Origin of the sequence: Halomonas sp. KX33721 (assembly GCF_001596805.1) — a bacterium.
GTDB lineage: Bacteria > Pseudomonadota > Gammaproteobacteria > Pseudomonadales > Halomonadaceae > Vreelandella > Vreelandella aquamarina.
On record NZ_LVIA01000078.1, the window covers coordinates 1 to 2,067 of the forward strand.

The following is a 2,067-nucleotide window of genomic DNA, read 5'->3' on the forward strand; positions in this document are numbered from 1 at the left end:
TGCTGCGAACTCGCGAGAGTAAGCGAATCACTTAAAGTGCGTCGTAGTCCGGATTGGAGTCTGCAACTCGACTCCATGAAGTCGGAATCGCTAGTAATCGCATATCAGAATGATGCGGTGAATACGTTCCCGGGCCTTGTACACACCGCCCGTCACACCATGGGAGTGGGTTGCTCCAGAAGTAGATAGTCTAACCCTCGGGAGGACGTTTACCACGGAGTGATTCATGACTGGGGTGAAGTCGTAACAAGGTAGCCCTAGGGGAACCTGGGGCTGGATCACCTCCTTATACGATTTAGAACTTATTTGTTCGTAGTGTCCACACAGATGATTGTTAATTGTAAAGAGAACAACACTTATTGTTTGGGTCTGTAGCTCAGTTGGTTAGAGCGCACCCCTGATAAGGGTGAGGTCGGTGGTTCAAATCCACCCAGACCCACCACTCTTCTTAATCTTATCACTAAGATTAAAACGAAGTCGGATAACAAACAATAAGACCAGCATATGTGGGGCTATAGCTCAGCTGGGAGAGCGCCTGCCTTGCACGCAGGAGGTCAGCAGTTCGATCCTGCTTAGCTCCACCACTTTACTTCTTAAAAATAAATATTCTTTATCGGGTAGCAACATCACCTGAGAATAGAGTGTGTTTAATTTTGAGAAGTTTTTGATTCTCTGCTCTTTAAAAATTTGGAAAAGCTGATAATAAAATTCTGATAGATACTTTGTATTTATCAAGAGTTTTCAAAAGTAAAAAAGAATGATAGCAGTATCATTCAGTGCCAATTTAATCATTTATGATTAATTGGTATCTACTTTAGTATTCAATATTAACTTCTGGCGAAGTTAAACTGTCACTAACAAAGACCCGTTTGGGTTGTATGGTTAAGTGACTAAGCGTACACGGTGGATGCCTTGGCAGTTGGAGGCGATGAAGGACGTATTAACTTGCGATAAGCCTAGTCAAGCTAGTAAAAAGCGCTTGAGACTAGGATTTCCGAATGGGGAAACCCACCTGCTTGCAGGTATCGTTAACTGAATACATAGGTTAACGAGGCGAACGCGGAGAACTGAAACATCTAAGTACCCGTAGGAAAAGAAATCAACCGAGATTCCGATAGTAGCGGCGAGCGAAATCGGAACAGCCCTTAAGCTTATTATGTGTTAATGGAAGGCTCTGGAAAGTGCCACGATACAGGGTGATAGTCCCGTACATGAAAAGACATTTTAAGTGAAATCGAGTAGGTCGGAGCACGTGAAACTTTGACTGAATATAGGTGGACCATCATCTAAGGCTAAATACTCCCAACTGACCGATAGTGAACCAGTACCGTGAGGGAAAGGCGAAAAGAACCCCTGTGAGGGGAGTGAAATAGAACCTGAAACCGTGTACGTACAAGCAGTAGGAGCCTACTTGTTAGGTGACTGCGTACCTTTTGTATAATGGGTCAGCGACTTATATTTTGTAGCGAGGTTAACCGATTAGGGTAGCCGTAGGGAAACCGAGTCTTAACTGGGCGAATAGTTGCAAGGTATAGACCCGAAACCCGGTGATCTAGCCATGGGCAGGTTGAAGGTTGAGTAACATCAACTGGAGGACCGAACCCACTAACGTTGAAAAGTTAGGGGATGACCTGTGGCTAGGAGTGAAAGGCTAATCAAACCGGGAGATAGCTGGTTCTCCCCGAAATCTATTTAGGTAGAGCCTCGGACGAATACTTACGGGGGTAGAGCACTGTTAAGGCTAGGGGGTCATCCCGACTTACCAACCCTTTGCAAACTCCGAATACCGTAAAGTAATATCCGGGAGACACACGGCGGGTGCTAACGTCCGTCGTGAAGAGGGAAACAACCCAGACCGCCAGCTAAGGTCCCAAAGTCATAGTTAAGTGGGAAACGATGTGGAAAGGCCCAGACAGCCAGGAGGTTGGCTTAGAAGCAGCCATCCTTTAAAGAAAGCGTAATAGCTCACTGGTCGAGTCGGTCTGCGCGGAAGATGTAACGGGGCTAAACTATGCACCGAAGCTGCGGATTCATCTTAGGATGAGTGGTAGGGGAGCGTTCTGTAAG

At 46.0% G+C, this 2,067-nt stretch carries 2 tRNA genes and 2 rRNA genes; all 4 read left to right on the plus strand.

The window, feature by feature from the left end:
• A 16S ribosomal RNA gene (locus tag A3220_RS16340) occupies nucleotides 1-289 on the plus strand; the annotation flags it as partial.
• Nucleotides 290-365: 76 nt separating this feature from the next.
• Nucleotides 366-442, plus strand: a tRNA-Ile gene (locus tag A3220_RS16345).
• A gap of 66 nt (nucleotides 443-508) precedes the next feature.
• Nucleotides 509-584, plus strand: a tRNA-Ala gene (locus A3220_RS16350).
• 296 nt (nucleotides 585-880) lie between these two features.
• Nucleotides 881-2,067: ribosomal RNA gene (locus tag A3220_RS16355) — 23S ribosomal RNA — on the plus strand; the annotation flags it as partial.